Genomic DNA, 18,493 nt, shown 5'->3' with positions numbered 1-18,493 from the left:
CAAGGAATCACTTCCCTTATGACGAGCAGCACCTACCTTCCCGAGACCGACGCGCCCCAGGTGGCGGTCAACGACATCGGCTCGGCGGAGGACTTCCTCGCCGCGATCGACGAGACCATCAAGTACTTCAACGACGGTGACATCGTGGATGGCACCATCGTCAAGGTCGACCGGGACGAGGTCCTGCTCGACATCGGCTACAAGACCGAGGGCGTGATCCCGAGCCGCGAGCTCTCGATCAAGCACGACGTCGACCCCAACGAGGTCGTCGAGGTCGGTGACCAGGTCGAGGCCCTCGTCCTCCAGAAGGAGGACAAGGAAGGCCGCCTGATCCTGTCCAAGAAGCGCGCCCAGTACGAGCGCGCCTGGGGCACGATCGAGCAGGTCAAGGAGGAGGACGGCGTCGTCGAGGGCACCGTCATCGAGGTCGTCAAGGGCGGCCTGATCCTCGACATCGGCCTGCGCGGCTTCCTGCCCGCCTCGCTGGTGGAGATGCGTCGCGTCCGCGACCTGCAGCCCTACGTCGGTCAGACCCTCGAGGCGAAGATCATCGAGCTCGACAAGAACCGCAACAACGTGGTCCTGTCGCGGCGCGCGTGGCTGGAGCAGACCCAGTCCGAGGTGCGCCACGGTTTCCTCACCCAGCTCCAGCGCGGTCAGATCCGCAAGGGTGTCGTCTCCTCGATCGTCAACTTCGGTGCGTTCGTCGACCTCGGTGGTGTCGACGGCCTGGTCCACGTCTCCGAGCTGTCCTGGAAGCACATCGACCACCCCTCCGAGGTGGTCACCGTCGGTGACGAGGTCACCGTCGAGGTGCTCGACGTCGACATGGACCGCGAGCGGGTCTCGCTGTCGCTCAAGGCGACGCAGGAGGACCCCTGGCAGCACTTCGCCCGCACCCACCAGATCGGCCAGATCGTGCCGGGCAAGGTCACCAAGCTGGTGCCGTTCGGCTCGTTCGTGCGGGTCGAGGAGGGCATCGAGGGCCTGGTCCACATCTCGGAGCTGGCCGAGCGCCACGTCGAGATCCCGGAGCAGGTCGTCCAGGTCAACGACGACGTCATGGTCAAGATCATCGACATCGACCTCGAGCGTCGCCGCATCTCGCTCTCGCTGAAGCAGGCGAACGAGACCGCGACCGCCTCCGACGTCGAGGAGTTCGACCCGACCCTCTACGGCATGACGGCGTCCTACGACGAGCAGGGCAACTACATCTACCCCGAGGGCTTCGACCCGGAGACCGGCGAGTGGCTCGAGGGCTACGACGAGCAGCGCGCCACCTGGGAGGAGCAGTACGCCAAGGCGCACGCCCGCTGGGAGGCCCACGTCAAGCAGCAGGCCGACGCGCAGCAGGCCGAGGTCGAGGCCGGCGAGGCGACGTCCTACAGCTCCGGTGGTGACGAGGAGCAGTCCGCGCAGGGCGGCGGCGACACCGGCGGTTCGCTGGCGTCCGACGAGGCGCTGCAGGCGCTCCGCGAGAAGCTGACCGGCGGCAACTGACGCCACCGGTCCTCCGCACGACGCAGACCGCCCCGGGAGCCTGGCTCCCGGGGCGGTCTCGTCGGTGTAGGTGCCCTCAGCGGTGGTGCGGGACGAACACGTCGTCGGGGTGGCTGGCGGGCGGGGTGTAGGCGGCGGACCGGGTGGGGTCGTCGTCGTGGATGTCGCGCAGGGCCGCACCGATCACCGCGGTGACGGCGACCAGTCCCAGGAAGAACAACAGCTCGAACATGGCAGTAATTCTGCGTGCATCGTGATCCGGCCACGAGTGGCAGGAATGACAGGGTGCATTGATTTTCTGCCATTGATGGTCCACGATGGTCGCGTGCAGACAGTGGCTGTCGTGGTGCAGGACGGTGTGGAGCCGTTCGGGCTCGGATCCTTGGTCGAGGTGTGGGGCGAGCCCCACCACCCCGACGACGGCACCCCGGTCTTCGACTTCCGGGTGTGCGCCCCCCGGCCGGGGCGGGTCCGCGGCCGGGCGGGGTTCGACCTGGTGGTCGAGCACGGGCTCGAGGCCACCGAGGACGCCGACCTGGTCTGCCTCTCGCCGAAGTACGCCTTCCTCGAGCACGACGAGGCGGTGCTCGACGTCGCGCGCGCAGCACATGCCCGGGGGGCGTTCGTCTACGCCCACTGCTCGGGCGCCTTCGAGCTGGCCGCCGCAGGCCTGCTGGACGGTCGGGAGTGCACCACCCACTGGCGCTACACCGAGACCATGCAGCGGCTCTACCCCCGGGCGCAGGTTCGTCCTGACGTCCTCTACGTGCAGGACGGCAACCTGATCACCGGCGCGGGATCCGCGGCTGGCATCGATGCCTCGCTGCACCTGATGCGGCAGCAGTTCGGTGCCAGGGTGGCGGCTGCGACGGCGCGACGGATCGTGGTTCCGCCCCACCGCGACGGCGGACAGGCCCAGTTCATCGCCCGTCCTGTGCCCGACTGCGACGCGGAGACCCTGGGCCCGCTGCTGACCTGGATCACGGACAACCTGGCCGAGGACCTGGGCATCGAGGCGCTCGCACGCCGCAACCACATGTCCCCGCGCACGTTCGCGCGGCGCTTCCGCGACGAGACCGGAACCACCCCGCACGCCTGGGTCACCCGGCAGCGGGTGCAGGCCGCCGAGGAGCTGCTGGAGCGGACCGACCACTCCGTGGACTGGATCGCCGCCGAGGTGGGCTTCGGCAACGCCGCCACCCTGCGCCACCACTTCGGCCGGTTCCGGGGCGTCTCCCCGCAGCAGTACCGACGCAGCTTCACCGACCGCGCGAGCTGAGCGGGTCGCTCACCGCACGCGGCTGCCGCCGTGGGCCAGCGGTTCGCGTGGCGGGCGGGCGAGCAGGTCGGCGCGGAAGCCGCGGCGGGCCAGGAGGACCAGCGTCCCCGCCACCACGAAGCTGCACGCCGCGAGGAGCCAGGTGGGTTGGAAGCCGACCTGGCCGGCCAGCGCCCCGAAGCCCATCGGACCCACCGCACCGCCGGTGAACGCCCCCGCCTGGACGACGCCGGAGGCGCGGGCGGGGGTGTCGCGGCCGACGCGGGCCACGGCGAACAGCAGCAGTCCGGGCCAGGCCCAGCCCACGGCGAAGGCGAGGAAGCCGAAGACCAGCACGGTCGACTCGTGCGCGATCGCGAGCCCGACCAGGCAGGCGGCACCGGCGTACATCTGCACGGCCACCACCGGCAGGTTGCGGCCCTGGCGGGCGTCGGCCCGGTGACCGGACAGCACCCGCACGGCAATCGACCCTGCGGAGCCGGCCGCCATCAGCAGTCCGGCCGTGGTCGCGCTGAGGCCCACCTCGTAGCCCCACGAGGCGACGAATGCACCGAGGAAGTTGGCTGCGGCGCTCGCGAACGTGATGCCCAGGCCGGCGAGCAGCAGCGGTGCCCACGGTGGTCGGTCGAGCTCCGCCGCGGCCGCTCCGGGGGGCCGGAAGGCACTCGCGCCCGACCTGGCGACGGCCCGGCCCAGGACGAGGGTGCCGGCCAGGGCGGTCGCGACGAAGGTGCTGCGCCAGCCGAGCTGGCCCCCGAGGGTGGGGACCGCCAAGCCCCCCAGCATGATCGCCAGCGGGATCGCCGACTGCTTGACGCCGAACCCGAGGCCGCGCCGGCCCGGCGGCAGGGCGCGGGCCATCGAGAGGTTGGCGGCCGTCTGGCAGCTCGCGTTGCCGAGCCCCAGCACCGCCATGCAGGCGAGCAGGGAGAGGGGACCGGAGACCAGCAGGGCCATGGCTGCGCCGCCACCCGCCACCAGGACCCCGGCCGTGGCCAGGCCGGCGCGGCGGCCGAGCCGGTCGAGCAGCACTCCCGCGCCGAGCGACCCGAGGGCCGCCGCCGCGAAGAAGACGCTGACGGCGACGCCGAAGACGCCGAGCCCGACGGCCAGGTCGTCGCGGACCCACACCGCCTGGGCGCCGAGGAGGAACGGCGGGATCGAGCCCAGCGTCGTGAGCGCCGAGGCGCCGCCCATGAGGCGCAGGCTCTGCCGGGTCTGCTCGCCCGGGCCGGGGATCCTCACCGGCGCAACGCTAGAGGACCAGGTCCAGCGCGAACGGGCCGATCGCCACGGTGAACAGGGTGATCAGCAGGACGCCCACGACGTTGAGGACGGCCCCGCCCCGCGCCATCTCACTGATCCGCACGGCACCGCTGCCGAACACGATCGCGTTCGGCGGCGTACCGACCGGGAGCATGAAGGCGCACGTGGCAGCCAGCGCCGCCGGGATCAGGAGCGTGGTGGGGTCGACCCCGATGCCGACCGCGACACCCCCCAGCACCGGGATGAACGTCGCGGCCGTGGCGGTGTTGCTGGTGATCTCGGTCAGCAGCAGCACGATGGTCACGACACAGGCGAGCAGCAGCACGATGGGGAGCGCCCCGAGCCCCTCGACCTGGGTGCCGAACCACTCGTCGAGGCCCGTGCCGGCCACGGCGCCGGCCAGGCTCAGCCCGCCGCCGAACAGCAGCAGCACGCCCCAGGGCAGGCCTTCCTCCGCATCGGTCCACTCCAGCGTCATCCGCCCCTGCTTGTCACCGGGGATGAGGAACATGGCCAGGCCGGCGCCGATCGCGATCACGGTGTCGTCGAGCGCACCGAGCCATGGCGCCGCCTCGCCCAGCGCGCCGATGTTGGAGAGGACCCCCGGGACGATCCACAGGAACGCCGCGACCGCGAAGACCGTGAGCACGACCCGCTCGCCCTGGCTCATGGGGCCGAGCTCGGAGATCTGGTCGTCGATCAGCTCCCGGCCGCCGGGGATGGAGTCGAGGTCGAAGCGGTACATCACCCGGGTGATGAGCAGCCACGCGATACCGATGAAGACCACGACGATGGGGAGCCCGAGCATCATCCACTGCGCGAAGCCCACGTCCCGGCCGAGCTCGGAACCGATGTAGCCGGCCACGATCGCGTTGGGCGGGCTGCCGAGCAGGGTGCCGAGGCCGCCGATGGAGGCCGACCAGGCGATCGAGAGCAGCAGCGCCACCCCGAAGACGCGCACCCCCGGGTCGTCAACGACGTCGCGGATGGTCTCGTGGCCGGCGAGCCGCTCCTTGAGGTCGGCTGCGTCCATGCCTGCCCCCGCTGTCGTCCGGCTGTTCTCGATCACCAGGGTCAGGACCGACAGCGCGATCGGCAGCATCATCAGAGTGGTGGCGGTGTTGGAGACCCACATGGAGACGAACGCGGTCGCGATCATCATGCCGAGGATGATCCGGCGCGGGTGGGTGCCGACGCGCCGCAGCGTGAGCAGCGCGATGCGCCGGTGCAGGTTCCACTTCTGCATGGCAATGGCGATGAGGAAGCCGCCGAGGAAGAGGAACACGATCGGGTCGGCGTAGGGGAGCGTGGCGTCGTCGATCGTCAGCTCGGTGAAGGTCGGCAGCGTCACGATCGGGATCAGGGCGGTGGCCGACAGCGGGATGGCCTCGCTCATCCACCAGACCGCCATCAGCGTGCCGATGGCCGCGACGAACCGGCCGTCCTGCGACAGGTCGGCGCCGCCGAGCAGCAGGTAGACGAGGACAGCGAGACCGATGCCCAACCCGCGGAACGCCCACGTCGCCTGCGGCGACCGTCCCGCCGGCTCGACGTCGTACTCCGCCTGTTCCTTCACGACACCGCTCATGCGGCCACCTCCCGAGATGTGGTTCCGGTCACGCTAACCCACGGTGCGGCCCGCAGCGCACCGGTGTCCGCGCCCTAGGATCGCTCGCGTGCGCGTGGGACTGACGGGTGGGGTGGCCTCGGGCAAGAGCACGGTCTCGGCGATCCTCGCCGAGCTGGGTGCGGTCGTGATCGACGCCGACCAGCTGGCACGCGAGGTCGTCGCCCCGGGCTCCGAGGGACTCGCCGAGGTGGTGGCCGCCTTCGGCACCGGGGTCCTGACCGAGGACGGCGAGCTGGACCGCCCGGCCGTCGGGGCCATGGTCTTCGCCGACGCGGAGAAGCGCCGGGTCCTGGAGGCGATCATCCACCCCCGGGTGCGGTCGCGAGGCCGGGAGCTGGAGGCCGCGGCCCCCGAGGGCGCCGTCGTGGTGCACGACATCCCCCTCCTCGCGGAGACCGGGCAGGCTGCCTCTTTCGACGCGGTGCTGGTCGTCGACGTGCCCACCGAGACGCAGCGGCGACGGATGGTCGAGGCCCGGGGGAGCAGCGAGCAGGACGCCGACGCCCGGATCGCGGCCCAGGCGTCGCGCGAGGAGCGGCTCGCCGTCGCCACCCACGTGATCGACAACTCCGGCTCGCTGGAGGAGCTCCGGGCGCGCGTGGCCGAGGTGTACGCCGAGCTCCGCGGCTGACGTCGCAATCTCGGTCCCAGCCGGGCGGATTTTCCGGTACCGCCGCGCCGCGGTTAGCGTCTCCCGGTGCGGACCACCCGACTGCTGCTCCCCGTGCTGGTGCTGTGCTGTGCCCTGCTCGCCGGCTGCGTCGGCGCAGCCGAGGACACCGGTCCCGCACCCGAGCGGGAGGGCGGCTCGGCCGAGACCGGAGCTCCCGAGGAGCCCGAGGCGACTACCGACCCGGACCAGCCGACCGGATGGGGACCCACCGAGGGCGAGCTGGCCCAGGCCGCGGACCTCGTCGCCGCGTGGGGACCCCAGCGGCTCGCGGGCCAGGTCATCGTCGGTCGCTACCACGGCAGCGACCCGGCGGAGGTCGCCCGGATGGTGGAGGACCTGCACCTGGCCGGCGTCAGCGTGACCACGGAGAACGTGGTCGACGAGGCGCAGGTCCGCGCGACCACCCGGGCGGTCGCGACCGCCCACGCGGCCGACGGTCGGGAGTGGCCGGCCGTGATCGGCGTCGACCAGGAGGGCGGGTCGGTGGCCCACCTGCGGGGCATCGCCACCGACTTCCCGGCGTTCGCAGCCGCCGGCGAGGCCATCGCGGCCGACCGCCGCTCCGGCTCGCGGGCGGTCGCCGATGCCGCCCGGACCACGGCGCTGGAGCTGCGCGACCTCGGCTTCTCGTGGGTCTTCGCCCCGGTCGCGGACGTCACCATCGGCGCAGCCGACCCCACCATCGGGTCGCGTTCGCCGTCGTCGGAACCGAAGCTCGCAGCCCGTGCCGTCCGCGCGGCCGTCGCGGGCTACAACGAGGCCGGGGTGGTCTCCACGACCAAGCACTTCCCGGGCCACGGCGGGGTGACCGCCGACAGCCACGAGACGTTGCCCGAGCTCGGCTCCTCGCTCCGCGAGCTGCGGCGTCGTGACCTGCGCCCGTTCCGTCAGGCGGTGGCGGCCGGCGCACCGGCGATCATGATGGCTCACCTCGACGTCGCCGCGCTGGCGCCGGGGGTGCCCTCGAGCCAGGCACCCGAGGTCTACGACCACCTCCGGGACGAGCTCGGTTTCGAGGGGGTGGCCATCACCGACTCGCTCGGGATGGGTGCCGCCCTCAGCCAGGACTTCCCTGCGATCCGGGCGCTCGAGGCCGGCGCCGACCTGCTGCTGATGCCGGTCGACACGCGGCAGACCCACCGCCTGGTGGCGCGGGCGATTCGCACCGGCCAGGTCCCGCGGGAGCGGGTGGAGGAGGCCGCCGCCCGTGTCGTGGCGCTCCAGCTGTGGCAGCAGCGGGCCGCCGCCGAGGTCGCGGTCGCCCCGGACGTGGCGGAACGGGCCCGGGAGGCAGCCGCGGCGCTCAGCGCCGCCGCCTGGTGAGGCGGTCTCAGGCGGCCAGGTCGGGGTCGCCCATGCGGCGCAGCCGCTGCAGCGCCTCGCGCTCCAGCTGGCGGACCCGCTCGGCGGAGATGCCGTGCTTCGCGCCGATGTCGGCGAGCTTGTGCTGGCGGCCGTCGACCAGCCCGTAGCGGGACCGGATGATGTCGGCGGAGCGATCGTCGAGCCGACCCACCAGGGCGTTGAGCCGGTCACGCGACTCGTGGTCGAGGACGTTGATGTCGGGACCGGGCGAGCTCTCCTGGGCCAGCAGGTCACCGAGGGAGGTGTCGCCGTCGTCGTCGACGGGGGTGTCGAGGCTGACGTGCTCACGCCCCCAGGACAGGAGGTCGAGCACCCGCTCGATGTCCATCCCGAGCTCAGTGGCGATCTCCTCGGGCTCGGGCTCGCGACCCAGCTGCCGCTCGAGGGTACGCCGGGCGCCGCCCACCTGGTTGAGCTCCTCGACGACGTGGACCGGGAGCCGGACCACGCGTGCCTGCTGGGCGATGCCGCGCGTGATCGCCTGGCGCACCCACCACGTGGCGTAGGTGGAGAACTTGTAGCCCTTGGCGTAGTCGAACTTCTCCACGGCGCGGATCAGGCCGGTGTTGCCCTCCTGGATCAGGTCGAGCATGGGCATCTGAGCGCGCCCGTACTTGCGGGCGATGGAGACGACGAGCCGCAGGTTGGCGGTGATGAAGGTGTCGATGGCGCGCTGGCCCTCCTCGGCCAGCCACTCCAGCTCCTCCTGGGAGGCACGCATGGGTGCGCCTCCCTTGCGGCGGGCGACGCGACCGGTGGCGAGCAGGTGCTCGGCCATCAGGCCGGCCTCGATGGTCTTGGCCAGCTCGACCTCGGTGGCGGCGTCGAGCAGCGGGTTGCGAGCGATCTCGTCCAGGTAGAGCCCGACGCTGTCGCGCCCCTCGATCTCGCGCGTCCCGGCGGTGGTCGTGCGTGTCGCCATGATCCCGCCCCCTTCCTACATCTCTCTCAACGACTCCGGCGGCCCGGAGATTCCCCAGGTGTGGTTCGGAGTCCTTGCCCGAAACGACGGGTGAGATGCCTCGGAAGTTGCGGCGGCGACCGAATCTCAGGGAGTTCTCAGGGGTGCTTCACCCGGAGGGGTGGCTCTCCAGGCCCGCGGAGGCCAGCTGGAGACGGTCGAGGATCCACGCCAGGGTGAACGCGCGGTCGTGCCAGGACTTGTACCGTCCCGAGACCCCGCCGTGACCTGCCGCCATCTCGGTGCGGAGCAGGAAGTCGCGGCGCCCGGTGGCGGTGGCCCGCAGCCGCGCCACCCACTTCGCCGGCTCGACGTAGAGCACCCGGGTGTCGTGCAGGGAGCACTCGGCGAGGATGGGAGGGTAGTCCAGCGCGGCGACGTTGTCGTAGGGGGCGTAGGAGGCGATGTAGTCGTAGGTCTCCGGGTCGTCCTCCGGGTTGCCCCACTCGTCGTACTCGATGACCGTCAGCGGCAGCGTGGCGTCGAGCATGGTGGTGAGGTTGTCGACGAACGGCACCCCCGCCACGATCCCGGAGAAGAGCTCGGGTGCGAGGTTGGCGACCGCACCCATCAGCAGCCCGCCGGCGCTCGCGCCCTCCGCCACCATCCGGTCCGGTGCCGTGACCCCCTGGTCGACGAGGTGCCGGGCACAGGCCACGAAGTCGGTGAAGGTGTTGCGCTTGTGCTCGAGCTTGCCGGTGTCGTACCAGCGTCGACCGAGCTCGCCGCCTCCCCTCACGTGGGCGATCGCGAAGACCCCGCCGCGGTCGAGGAGCGACAGCCTGGCCACCGAGAAGTACGGGTCCATCGAGGCCTCGTAGGCACCGTAGCCGTAGAGGAGCACGGGGACGGGGGCCCGCCCGAGGACCCCGCGTCGGCAGGCCAGGGAGATCGGCACCCGCTCGCCGTCGTCGGCGACGGCCCAGAGCCGGTGCTCCTCGTAGTCGTCGGGGTCGTAGCCACCCAGGACGGGCGTACGCCGCAGCAGCGTCAGGTCGCGGGTGGCGACCTCGTAGTCGTAGACCGACGCCGGGACCGTCAGCGACGCGAACCCGAGCCGGACGACGGGGGAGGCGAAGTCGGGGTTGGCGGAGGAACCCACGGTGTAGATCTCGCGCTCGAACTCGACCAGGTGGTCGTCGGCGACCCCCGTCTCGTCGAGCGTGAGGATCCGGAGCTGGGTCAGCCCCTCGCTGCGCTGGTGGACGACCAGGTGGCCGGCGAAGGCGTCCACGTCCTCCAGACGCACGGACGGGTCGTGGGGCAGGAGCGGGCGCCACGCCTCCGCCGGGGTCGGCGCCACCGGTGCGACGCCCAGCTCGAAGTCCGGGCCGGTGGCGTTGTGCATCACCAGCAGCACGTCCTCGCCGCCGAGCACGGCGTGCTCCACGCCGTACTCCACGCCCTCCCGGCGGTCGGCGAAGACCCAGAACCCTCGCTCGGGGTCCTCGGCGTCCCAGAGCCGGACCTCCGTGGTCGTCTTGGAGCCGCACATCAGCTGCACGAAGCGGTCCGTGCGGCTGCGCGAGACCCCCACCCAGAACCGGCCGTCCTGCTCGTGGTGGACCAGCTCGTCGTCGTCCTGGAGGGTGCCGAGCCGGTGGCGCCAGACCTTGTCCGGGCGCCAGGACTCGTCGACCGTCGCGTAGAAGAACGACTCGCCGTCCGGCGCCCACGTGATCCCGCCCAGCACCCCGGTGATCCGGTCGGCGAGGAGCTCGCCGGTCCGCAGGTCCTTGACGTGGACCGTGTAGCGCTCGTCGCCGGTGGTGTCGGTGGCGTAGGCCAGCAGGATCGTGTCGGGGCTGATCGCGGAACCGCCCAGCGAGAAGAACTCGCTGTCGCCGGCCAGCTCGTCGAGGTCCAGCAGCAGCTCCTCGCCCGGCAGCGCCGGCTGGTCCGGAGCGGTGTCCTCGGCGGGTCGCGGGGGAGTCCAGTCGGACGTGTCGGCCACCGGCACCCGGCAGCTGGCGCCGTACTCGCGCCCCTCGAAGGTCCGGCCGTAGTACCAGTAGCCGCGGTGCCGGGTGGGCACCGACAGGTCGGTCTCCTTGGTGCGGGCCCGGATCTCCTCGAAGATCGTCTGCCGCAGGTCGGCCAGGTGGGAGGTCCGTGCCTGGGTGTGCGCGTTCTCGGCCTCGAGGTGGGCCAGCACCGCCGGATCGTCCTTGGCGCGGAGCCAGTCGTAGTCGTCGGTGCGCGTGCGCCCGTGGTGGGTCGTCGTGACCGGGCGTCGCTCGGCGACAGGTGGGGCGGCGGCGGTGTCGTGCATGGCGGCCAATCTAGAGACCCGGTGGTGGGGCGCCTCACCCCGGAGTCCGGTCGGCGGTCAGGACTCCGGAGGGCGCCACGGCTCGAGAGCCGGGTCGTCGACGGGATAGGACCGCACCGGGCCGGGTCCGGTCTCCGCGGTCTCGAAGCGGACGGTCACGACGCCGCGGCCCGACCCCCACACCCACCCGCGTCCCAGGTCGGCGTGCACCACGTCCATGCCCGGTGACCACGACGACCGCGACATCCGGGGTCCCGGGACGGCGGGCGGGGGTTCGACCGGGTCCTCCTCGTCGGGGCCGAAGAGGTCCTCCTGGATCCAGTCGGCCAGGCCCGAGACGCCGACGCCGAGGAGCCGTACGCCCCCCGACGTGTCGAGCTCGGCGAGGAGACCACGCGCCAACCTGCCGATGGTCGACGCCTGGTCGGTGGGCGAGGGCAGCGTGGTCGAGCGGTTGAGGGTGGTGAAGTCGTGGAGCCTCACCTTGATGGTGACGGTCCGCCCGGAGAGGCCGCTCGCGCGCAGGCGCTCGGCCACCTGCCCCGCCTGCCGGGTCAGCAGGCCCTCCATCAGCCGGCGGTCGGTGAGGTCGGTGTCGTAGGTGCCCTCCACCGACACCGACTTCGTCTCCCGCTCCGGCTCCACTGCCCGGTCGTCCTGGGCCCGGGCCAGCGCGTGGAGCGAGGTGCCGTGGGCGCGGCCCACGAGCCTCACCAGCTCTTCCACGCTCACGGTCTCGAGGTCGGCGACGGTGTGGATGCCGGCCCGGCGCAGCCGTTCGGCGGTGGCGGGACCGACACCCGGGATCACCGTGACGTGCATGGGCCGCAACAGCTCCACCTCGCCGCCCGGGGGGACGACCACGAGGCCGTCGGGCTTGTCGAGGTCGCTGGCGACCTTGGCGATGAACTTCGAGGTCCCGACGCCCACCGACGCGGTCAGCCCGCCGGTCACCTCACGGACACGAGCGCGGAGCGACTCGGCCAGCCCGCTGACCGTCGCGACCGTCAGGTCGGGCAGGTCGGCCGCCTCGAGGTCGACGAAGGCCTCGTCCAGGGACAACGGCTCGACCAGCGGTGAGACGTCCCGCAGCGCGGTCATCACCGCGCGGCTGGTGTCGCGGTAGGCGTGGAAGCGGCCGCTGAGGAAGGCGGCGTGGGGACAGCGGGACCGGGCCTCGCGGGTGGACATCGCCGACCGCACGCCGTACTTCCGTGCCTCGTAGGACGCCGTCGCCACGACGCCGCGACCGCCGACACCGCCGACGACGACGGGCTTGCCCCGCAGCGACGGCTTGTCGCGCTGCTCGACCGCGGCGTAGAACGCATCGAGGTCGAGGTGCAGCAACGAGGCGGTGGCCCGCATGCCGGGCAAGGTACCGCCTTCGTCCGCGCTCAGCGGTCGTCCCCTCGGGCCACCCGTCGTCCACAGACACCCACGGGTCCGCCTCGTCCCCAGCCGCGTGGATGGTCGGCTCGCGCTGTCGGTCTACCGGGGGAGCGTGCCTCCATGACGTCCGCGCACCCCCACGACACCGCACCGCGCAGCCTGACCGCCCGCAGCCCCGAGGACCTCCTCGCCGTCGCGCGGGTCGTCCTCGGCTTCGACCCCGACGACTCGCTGGTGCTGCTCACCGTCGGGCCGGGCCGCACCTTCCACGCGCGCGTGGACCTGCCGTCGGCCGAGCACGACCTCCACGAGGTGGCGCGGGTGCTGGTGGAGCCGGCGACCCGTCATCGCGTGCAGGCGGCAGTGATGCTGCTCTACACCGGCGACCACCTGCAGGCGCGTCGGGCGTTCCGCAGGGTCGGCGCCGCGCTGGAGCGGGGCGGTGTCGAGCTCGTCGACGGACTGCGGGTCCACGACGGCCGGTGGTACCCGCTGCGGGGTGACCGCGCGTCCCACGGTCCCGGTGTTCCTTACGACATCTCGGCCCACCCCTTCGTGGCCCAGGCGATCCTCGAGGGCCGCGTCCTGCACGGGTCACGTCGGGCGCTGGCGGCCACGGTGGAGTCGGAGGAGGCCGCGGTGGCCCTCGTCGAGGCCGCACGGACCGGGCGGCGCGCCGGGGCGGAGTGGGTCGAGGACGTGGTGGCGCGCCTGATCGACACCGGCGCCTCACCGGGCCCGGACGAAGCGGCCGGGTTGCTCGAGGCCATCGCCGTCCCGCACGTCCGTGACGTGGCGTGGTGGGGAGTACGCCGCGAGCGCGCCCGCGACCACGTCCGACTGTGATCGGACCTGGTCCGCCGGGCTCCGGACGACCTGGCGCCCCACGCGGCGGCGGTGCTGGGGTTCGTGGCCTGGGTGTCGGGCGACGGCGCGCTCGCGTGGTGTGCCGTGGACCGGGCACGAGCACTCGATCCGGACCACTCTCTGGCGCGCCTGGTGGCCGACCTGCTCGTGGCCGCTGTCTCACCCGAGGAGTGGGAGCACGTCCGTGACACGCGGTGGCCAAGCCCCTAGGGGGTCGCCGTCGAGCCGTTTCCTCCCTAGGGTCAGCGCATGGGCGAAGAGGTTGCCGCACAGGAGTTCTCCCGCGCCGACCGCACGAGGCACCGCGAGAAGGTGCGTCGGTGTCTCGACGTGTTCGCCCGGATGCTGCGCGAGGCGCGCTTCGACACCGACGACCCGATGACCGGTCTCGAGGTCGAGCTCAACCTGGTCGACGAGCACGGCGACCCGGCCCTCAAGAACACCGAGGCACTCTCCGCGATCGCCGACCCGGAGTTCGTGACCGAGCTCGGCCAGTTCAACATCGAGATCAACGTGCCGCCCGCTCGGCTGCGCGAGGGAGGGCTCTCGACCTTCGAGAGCGCCCTGCGCCGCAGCCTCAACGACGCCGAGGCCAAGTCGGCCGAGGTGGGCGCCCACATGGTGATGATCGGCATCCTCCCGACCCTCGCCGAGGGACACCTGGCGCTCGGGAGCCTCACGCCGAACCCCCGCTACAAGCTGCTGAGCCAGCAGATCATGGCCGCGCGGGGCGAGGACATCACGATCTCCATCGCGGGGCCGGAACGGCTGGTCACGACCGCCGACTCGATCGTCCCCGAGGCCGCGTGCACCAGCACCCAGTTCCACGTGCAGACCTCGCCCGACCAGTTCGCGGCGTACTGGAACGCCTCCCAGGCGATCTCGGCGATCCAGATCGCCGTGGGCGCCAACAGTCCCTACCTGCTCGGCAAGGAGCTGTGGCGCGAGACCCGGATCCCGCTGTTCGAGCAGGCCACCGACACCCGCAGCGAGGAGCTGAAGGCGCAGGGCGTCCGGCCCCGGGTGTGGTTCGGGGAGCGGTGGATCACCTCGGTCTTCGACCTCTTCGAGGAGAACGTGCGCTACTTCCCCGCACTGCTGCCGATCACCGACGAGGAGGATCCGCTGGAGGTCCTCGAGGCCGGGGGAACGCCCACGCTCCAGGAGCTGCGGCTCCACAACGGCACCGTCTACCGCTGGAACCGGCCCGTCTACGACTCCGTCGACGGGGTTCCTCACCTCCGGGTGGAGAACCGGTGCCTGGGCGCCGGACCCACCGTCGCCGACATGATGGCCAACGCGGCCTTCTACTTCGGCCTGGTGCGCGCACTGGCCGAGAGCGAGCGTCCGCTCTGGTCGCAGATGTCGTTCTCCGCGGCGGAGGAGAACTTCCACGCGGCCGCGGAGTTCGGCCTCGACACCCAGGTCTACTGGCCAGGGATCGGCCAGGTGCGGGTGACCGAGCTGATCGTGCGCAAGCTGCTCACCCTCGCGCACGGCGGGCTCTCCTCCTGGGGTGTGCCGGGAGAGGAGGCCGACCGGCTGCTGGGGATCATCGAGCAACGCTGCCTCACCGGGACCAACGGCGCCGAGTGGTTCGCTCGCCGGATGCACGACCGCGCCGACCTCGACCGTTACGACGCGTTGCGTCGGACCCTGGAGGACTACCGCGCCAACATGCACACCAACGAGCCGGTCCACACCTGGGAGTGAGGAGTCACGGCCCATCTCAGGGCCGCATCCGCTGCCACACGCGTCGCGTGCCACTCCGCGGGTCCCACCACCCGCGTCGGGTCACGACCACCCACGACAGGTCGCGGTCGGCCTCGGCGTAGGCGCTGGCGGCGGCGCTCAGCCAGGCGGCGTCGAGATCGTGCTGGGTGAGCTCGCCCGGTCGCGTCAGCCAGACCAGGTGAGGGCGGTCGCCCACCAGGCCCAGCAACGCAGCCATGACGTCGGACCGCAGGGCGTGGTCGCTCCCGTGGAGGGGCGCTGCTGTGGACCACTCCCGGCCGCCCGGACGGCCGACGTGCACCAGCGCGGCGAAGCGGCGACGCCGCTCGGCGATCACGTGCCGCCGCACGGCCTCCCGCAGCAGCAGGGCGGTCTCGCGCGACACCGGCTCCTCGAGGTAGGGCACCGGCCCAGCCTGCCCCAGCGGTGGCCTCGTCCAGCCCGGCCCTCCACAGGCTGTCGCGCCGCGCCCGATTCGGTAGCGTGCACCGCAAGCGATGGCGAAACAGGCTGAGGAGGGTCAATGGGGACCGTGGTGGTGGGCTTCGTGCCCAAGCCCGAGGGTCAGGCGGCGCTGGAGAGCGGGATCGCCGAGGCCCGGCTGCGTGGGGCGAAGGTCGTGGTGGTCAACTCCCACCGCGGGGGCAACGACTTCGATGACGGCGACGCCGCCAAGTCGCAGGCCGAGATGTCGCGCATCGAGGCCCGGCTGGCCGAGGCCGGCGTCGAGCACGAGATCCGGCAGCTGGTCAGGGGCTTCGAGCCGGCCGAGGACCTCATCGGCATCGCCGAGGACGCCGAGGCGGAGCTGATCGTCATCGGCCTGCGGAGGCGTTCGCCGGTCGGCAAGCTGATCCTGGGCAGCAACGCGCAGCGGATCCTGCTCGACGCCAAGTGCCCCGTGCTGGCCGTGAAGGCCGACACCTGAGCGGGCGGGACGGCGCCATGGGCATCGCGATCACCGGGGACGACCACGCCGACGAGGTGCTGACCGGGAGCCCGTTCGCGCTGCTGGTCGGCATGATGCTGGACCAGCAGTACCCCATGGAGCACGCCTTCCGCGGGCCCGCCAAGGTCCTCGACCGGTTCGGGAGCCTCGAGCCGGCCGCGATCGCGGCCGCGGACCCCGACGAGTTCGCCGAGCTGTGTGCCACCCCGCCGGCCATCCACCGGTTCCCCGGCTCGATGGCACGCCGGCTGCAGGAGCTCGCCCGGATCGTGGCCGACGAGCACGAGGGCGACGCCTCGAGGCTGTGGACGGGTGCCACCGACGCGAAGGACCTGCTCCGACGGATCCAGGCGCTGCCCGGTTTCGGCAAGCAGAAGTCACAGATCTTCGTCGCGCTGCTGGCCAAGCAGCTCGGCGTACGGCCCCCGGGGTGGGAGCAGGTCGTGGGCGCGTACGCCGAGGACGGCTACCGCTCCGTGGCCGACGTCGTGGACGCCGAGTCGCTGCAGAAGGTGCGCGACCACAAGAAGCAGATGAAGGCCGCGGCGAAGGCTGCCGGCTGACACCCGTGCCCACTGGCTTCGGATCCCCGCGGGGCGCGTGGCAGAATGGCCACGCGGCTCTTGACGTATCCGGGCTTCGCCGCGCCCTGTGCCCCTGACGAGAGGTGTTCGTGTCCTCGAACGCGCGCAAGCAGCTTCCCGCCGCGGTGCTGGCACATCCCGCCGTGCTGGCCCTCATCGACCGAGGCCGACCGTCCGGCAGTGTCACCCCCGAGGACGTCCGCCACGCCACGGAGGAGGCCGCCGTCGAGCCACGCCACCTCAAGGGCTTGATGGCGCACCTGAGTGGGCTCGGCATCTCGGTGGACATCCCCGCAGGGGGGCGTGCCGTGGCAGCGACGACGGCACGCAAGACCACCTCGGCGGCCACCAAGAAGGCTGCTGCGAAGAAGGCGCCGGCCAAGAAGGCCGCTGCGAAGAAGGCGCCGGCCAAGAAGGCTGCGGCGAAGAAGTCGGCTGCCGCCGACCAGCCGGAGGCGTCTGCCGAGGCGAGCGAGCAGGTCGTCGTGGGTCCCGACGGCAAGAAGGTGCTGCCGGACATCTCGGACGAGCAGTTCGAGAAGGACGTGGCGACCGACCCGACGATCAAGCAGGACGAGAAGGAGGCGTCGTTCGTCGTCTCCGACACCGACGAGTCCGGTGAGCCCGAGCAGCAGGTCACCGTCGCCGGCGCCACGGCCGACCCCGTCAAGGACTACCTCAAGCAGATCGGCAAGGTGCCGCTCCTCAACGCCGAGATGGAGGTCGAGCTCGCCAAGCGGATCGAGGCCGGCCTGTTCTCGGAGGAGAAGCTCGCCAAGGGCGGCAAGATCAGCGCCAAGCTGCTCGAGGAGCTGGAGTGGATCGCCGAGGACGGGCGCCGCGCCAAGAACCACCTGCTCGAGGCGAACCTGCGGCTCGTGGTCTCGCTGGCCAAGCGCTACACCGGCCGCGGCATGCTCTTCCTCGACCTCATCCAGGAGGGGAACCTCGGTCTGATCCGTGCGGTCGAGAAGTTCGACTACACCAAGGGCTACAAGTTCTCGACCTATGCGACCTGGTGGATCCGCCAGGCGATCACCCGTGCGATGGCCGACCAGGCCCGCACCATCCGGATCCCGGTCCACATGGTCGAGGTCATCAACAAGCTGGCTCGGGTCCAGCGGCAGATGCTGCAGGACCTGGGGCGCGAGCCCACCCCGGAGGAGCTCGCCATCGAGCTCGACATGACCCCCGAGAAGGTCATCGAGGTCCAGAAGTACGGCCGTGAGCCGATCTCGCTCCACACGCCGCTGGGCGAGGACGGCGACTCCGAGTTCGGTGACCTGATCGAGGACTCCGAGGCGATCGTCCCGGCCGACGCCGTGTCGTTCACCCTGCTCCAGGAGCAGCTCCACGCCGTGCTCGACACCCTGTCGGAGCGCGAGGCGGGTGTCGTGTCGATGCGCTTCGGCCTCACCGACGGCCAGCCCAAGACGCTCGACGAGATCGGCAAGGTCTACGGCGTCACCCGCGAGCGGATCCGGCAGATCGAGTCGAAGACCATGTCGAAGCTGCGTCACCCGAGCCGCTCGCAGGTGCTGCGCGACTACCTGGACTGACGCAGGAACGGGGGAGCCGTGGTCGACCTCACCTTCTTCGAGGTGGCCGCGCTCGTGATCCCGACACTGCTGATCGCACTCGGGCTCGCCGTCGCGCGGCTGGACGCGCCCTCCGGGGTGCTCGTCCGGTTGCGGGGGGCGGCGGGCCTCTGGATTGCTGTCGTCGCCCTCGTCCTGGTGGTCGTGGCCGAGCTCCTGGCCCTGGTGACGGTCGCGGCGGGGGAGGCGACGGACGGTGCCTTCGTGGTGGTGCTCGCCGCGATCACCCTGCTGCTGGTGGCGCTGGCCTCGGTGACCGTCCAGCCCCTGGTGGGGCCGCTGGCGGGGACGTGGCTGGAGTCGGTCGAGGTGCTGATCTTCGTCGTGGTCGGCGCCTGGGGCGCGCTGGCGCTGAGCATCCTCCTGCTCGACTGAGTCCCGGACCCTCGACGCGTGCCGGAACCCCCGCCCTGTGGTGTGGGCGGG

16 protein-coding genes and 1 pseudogene are annotated in these 18,493 nt (G+C 71.9%); 10 read left to right on the top strand and 7 right to left on the bottom strand.

Annotation, left to right across the window (positions count from 1 at the left end):
• The first annotated feature begins 18 nt into the window (after positions 1-18).
• On the top strand, positions 19-1,500 hold the full coding sequence (gene rpsA, locus K6T13_RS10300; RefSeq protein ID WP_222894492.1) for a 30S ribosomal protein S1: 1,482 nt from the start codon (positions 19-21) through the stop codon (positions 1,498-1,500).
• A 76-nt stretch (positions 1,501-1,576) separates the two neighbouring features.
• Here the strand turns inward: rpsA and K6T13_RS10295 are convergent, their stop codons facing one another.
• The gene (locus tag K6T13_RS10295) at positions 1,577-1,732 is read right to left on the bottom strand and encodes a hypothetical protein (protein WP_222894491.1); all 156 of its coding nucleotides are present in this window, start codon (positions 1,730-1,732) and stop codon (positions 1,577-1,579) included.
• Between the two features lie 93 nt (positions 1,733-1,825).
• Between K6T13_RS10295 and K6T13_RS10290 the strand changes: the two genes are divergently transcribed.
• The gene (locus K6T13_RS10290; RefSeq protein WP_249423724.1) at positions 1,826-2,779 is read left to right on the top strand and encodes a GlxA family transcriptional regulator; all 954 of its coding nucleotides are present in this window, start codon (positions 1,826-1,828) and stop codon (positions 2,777-2,779) included.
• A 9-nt stretch (positions 2,780-2,788) separates the two neighbouring features.
• Here K6T13_RS10290 and K6T13_RS10285 read toward each other — a convergent pair whose 3' ends face one another.
• Together K6T13_RS10285 and K6T13_RS10280 are read right to left on the bottom strand one after the other, a co-directional pair.
• Entirely contained in the window at positions 2,789-4,024 is a 1,236-nt protein-coding gene (locus K6T13_RS10285; protein ID WP_222894489.1) for an MFS transporter, read from the bottom strand.
• Between the two features lie 10 nt (positions 4,025-4,034).
• Positions 4,035-5,633 (bottom strand): SLC13 family permease, encoded by a 1,599-nt coding sequence (locus K6T13_RS10280; protein WP_222894488.1) that lies wholly within the window; start codon positions 5,631-5,633, stop codon positions 4,035-4,037.
• An 88-nt stretch (positions 5,634-5,721) separates the two neighbouring features.
• Between K6T13_RS10280 and coaE the strand changes: the two genes are divergently transcribed.
• Together coaE and K6T13_RS10270 are read left to right on the top strand one after the other, a co-directional pair.
• On the top strand, positions 5,722-6,306 hold the full coding sequence (coaE, locus tag K6T13_RS10275) for a dephospho-CoA kinase (RefSeq protein ID WP_222894487.1): 585 nt from the start codon (positions 5,722-5,724) through the stop codon (positions 6,304-6,306).
• Positions 6,307-6,372: 66 nt separating this feature from the next.
• Complete coding sequence (locus K6T13_RS10270) at positions 6,373-7,671, top strand: glycoside hydrolase family 3 N-terminal domain-containing protein (RefSeq protein WP_222894486.1); 1,299 nt, start codon at positions 6,373-6,375, stop codon at positions 7,669-7,671.
• Between the two features lie 7 nt (positions 7,672-7,678).
• On the opposite strand, the gene K6T13_RS10265 is transcribed toward K6T13_RS10270, so the two are convergent.
• The 3 genes from K6T13_RS10265 to K6T13_RS10255 all read right to left on the bottom strand — a co-directional run bounded on the left by K6T13_RS10265 (position 7,679) and on the right by K6T13_RS10255 (position 12,311).
• Complete coding sequence (locus K6T13_RS10265) at positions 7,679-8,635, bottom strand: sigma-70 family RNA polymerase sigma factor (RefSeq protein ID WP_222894485.1); 957 nt, start codon at positions 8,633-8,635, stop codon at positions 7,679-7,681.
• 148 nt (positions 8,636-8,783) lie between these two features.
• Positions 8,784-10,946 (bottom strand): S9 family peptidase, encoded by a 2,163-nt coding sequence (locus tag K6T13_RS10260; RefSeq protein ID WP_222894484.1) that lies wholly within the window; start codon positions 10,944-10,946, stop codon positions 8,784-8,786.
• 57 nt (positions 10,947-11,003) lie between these two features.
• Positions 11,004-12,311 (bottom strand): DNA polymerase IV, encoded by a 1,308-nt coding sequence (locus tag K6T13_RS10255; protein WP_222894483.1) that lies wholly within the window; start codon positions 12,309-12,311, stop codon positions 11,004-11,006.
• Between the two features lie 144 nt (positions 12,312-12,455).
• Between K6T13_RS10255 and K6T13_RS10250 the strand changes: the two are divergent.
• Positions 12,456-13,412, top strand: a pseudogene (locus K6T13_RS10250) (DUF4192 domain-containing protein).
• A 39-nt stretch (positions 13,413-13,451) separates the two neighbouring features.
• Positions 13,452-14,915 carry a glutamate-cysteine ligase family protein gene (locus K6T13_RS10240; protein ID WP_222894481.1) on the top strand — a complete coding sequence of 488 codons (1,464 nt, stop codon included), beginning with the start codon at positions 13,452-13,454 and terminating at the stop codon, positions 14,913-14,915.
• A gap of 16 nt (positions 14,916-14,931) precedes the next feature.
• Here the strand turns inward: K6T13_RS10240 and K6T13_RS10235 are convergent, their stop codons facing one another.
• Complete coding sequence (locus K6T13_RS10235; protein ID WP_222894480.1) at positions 14,932-15,342, bottom strand: hypothetical protein; 411 nt, start codon at positions 15,340-15,342, stop codon at positions 14,932-14,934.
• 117 nt (positions 15,343-15,459) lie between these two features.
• On the opposite strand from K6T13_RS10235, the gene K6T13_RS10230 reads away from it, so the two are divergent.
• The 4 genes from K6T13_RS10230 (at position 15,460) to K6T13_RS10215 (ending at position 18,442) form a co-directional block, all read left to right on the top strand.
• Positions 15,460-15,864, top strand: a complete 405-nt coding sequence (locus tag K6T13_RS10230; RefSeq protein WP_222894479.1) for a universal stress protein — start codon at positions 15,460-15,462, stop codon at positions 15,862-15,864.
• 17 nt (positions 15,865-15,881) lie between these two features.
• Complete coding sequence (locus K6T13_RS10225; protein WP_222894478.1) at positions 15,882-16,448, top strand: HhH-GPD-type base excision DNA repair protein; 567 nt, start codon at positions 15,882-15,884, stop codon at positions 16,446-16,448.
• A gap of 104 nt (positions 16,449-16,552) precedes the next feature.
• On the top strand, positions 16,553-18,028 hold the full coding sequence (locus K6T13_RS10220; protein ID WP_249423723.1) for an RNA polymerase sigma factor: 1,476 nt from the start codon (positions 16,553-16,555) through the stop codon (positions 18,026-18,028).
• An 18-nt stretch (positions 18,029-18,046) separates the two neighbouring features.
• Entirely contained in the window at positions 18,047-18,442 is a 396-nt protein-coding gene (locus K6T13_RS10215; RefSeq protein WP_222894477.1) for a hypothetical protein, read from the top strand.
• Positions 18,443-18,493 lie beyond the last annotated feature (51 nt).

Origin of the sequence: Nocardioides coralli (assembly GCF_019880385.1) — a bacterium.
Taxonomy (GTDB): Bacteria; Actinomycetota; Actinomycetes; order Propionibacteriales; family Nocardioidaceae; genus Nocardioides; species Nocardioides coralli.
Note: the sequence above shows the minus strand (reverse complement) of the source record. Positions and strands in the feature narration are given on the sequence as shown.

Bases quoted from the DNA above. Each gene is read 5' to 3' on its own strand.
- K6T13_RS10280 (WP_222894488.1), bottom strand. From the start codon at position 5,633: ATGAGCGGTGTCGTGAAGGAACAGGCGGAGTACGACGTCGAGCCGGCG.
- K6T13_RS10265 (WP_222894485.1), bottom strand. From the start codon at position 8,635: ATGGCGACACGCACGACCACCGCCGGGACGCGCGAGATCGAGGGGCGC.
- K6T13_RS10255 (WP_222894483.1), bottom strand. From the start codon at position 12,311: ATGCGGGCCACCGCCTCGTTGCTGCACCTCGACCTCGATGCGTTCTAC.
- K6T13_RS10295 (WP_222894491.1), bottom strand. From the start codon at position 1,732: ATGTTCGAGCTGTTGTTCTTCCTGGGACTGGTCGCCGTCACCGCGGTG.
- K6T13_RS10240 (WP_222894481.1), top strand. From the start codon at position 13,452: ATGGGCGAAGAGGTTGCCGCACAGGAGTTCTCCCGCGCCGACCGCACG.
- K6T13_RS10225 (WP_222894478.1), top strand. From the start codon at position 15,882: ATGGGCATCGCGATCACCGGGGACGACCACGCCGACGAGGTGCTGACC.
- K6T13_RS10260 (WP_222894484.1), bottom strand. From the start codon at position 10,946: ATGCACGACACCGCCGCCGCCCCACCTGTCGCCGAGCGACGCCCGGTC.
- K6T13_RS10230 (WP_222894479.1), top strand. From the start codon at position 15,460: ATGGGGACCGTGGTGGTGGGCTTCGTGCCCAAGCCCGAGGGTCAGGCG.
- rpsA (WP_222894492.1), top strand. From the start codon at position 19: ATGACGAGCAGCACCTACCTTCCCGAGACCGACGCGCCCCAGGTGGCG.